The sequence below is a fragment of the Pseudomonas sp. HMWF006 genome, from assembly GCF_003061205.1.
Classification (GTDB): domain Bacteria; phylum Pseudomonadota; class Gammaproteobacteria; order Pseudomonadales; family Pseudomonadaceae; genus Aquipseudomonas; species Aquipseudomonas monsensis.
In genome coordinates, this window is record NZ_QAIU01000513.1 from 1 (window position 1) to 942 (window position 942).

The window sequence follows — 942 nt, forward strand, 5'->3', positions numbered from 1 at the left end:
ACGCCGCTTGATAAGCGACGGTAGTGCAGTCCATGGGCAGCGGGTGGCTGTCCGGCAGGAGGTGACTTTATAGGTATAAAAAAGAGAATTTAAATACCGTTAAAGCATATTGATATCACCCAAAAAACTATCTTGTGGGTTTGCCGGGAAGGAATAAGAAGGCTATTTTCCTTTGCGCTGTAGGAAGGATCTTTTTTGCACGAAAGCCCTCCAAGGACGAACAGCTTTTGGCCAGACTCCCCCGGCCAAACCCTTACAAGGAAGACAACATGGACGTAAAAGTGCCGCAGCGACTGGATCCGCAGGACATTGTGAAATTGCTCGTGGCGTTGAGGCGGGCGTTGAAGGCCCAAGTGGCCTGAGATCAAGAGCACCCTCACCCCAGCCCTCTCCCCGAGGGAGAGGGGGCTGACCGAGGTGTCTGGCGTCATACATCGACCTGAAAGACCGAGTCGATTATAGATTCAGCAGAGATCTTTCACGTCGGCGAACCTCTACAACATCCCCCAATCAGTCCCCTCTCCCTCCGAGAGAGGAAGCCTACCGAGGTGTCTTGCGTCAAACATCGACCTGAAAAATCGAGTCGATTATGGATTCGGCTGAGATCCTTCACGTCGGCGAACCTCTACAATATCCCCCAATCAGTCCCCTCTCCCTTCGAGAGAGGGAGCCTACCGAGGTGTCTTGCGTCAAACATCGACCTGAAAAATCGAGTCGATTATGGATTCAGCAGAGATCCTTCACGTCGGCGTACCTCTACAACATCCCCCAATCAGTCCCCTCTCCCTCCGGGAGAGGGAGCCTACCGAGGTATCTTGCGTCAAACATCGACCTGAAAAATCGAGTCTATTATGGATTCGGCTGAGATCTTTCACGTCGGCGTACCTCTACTGCATCCCCCAATCAGTCCCCTCTCCCTCCGGGAGAGGGTTAGGGTGAGGG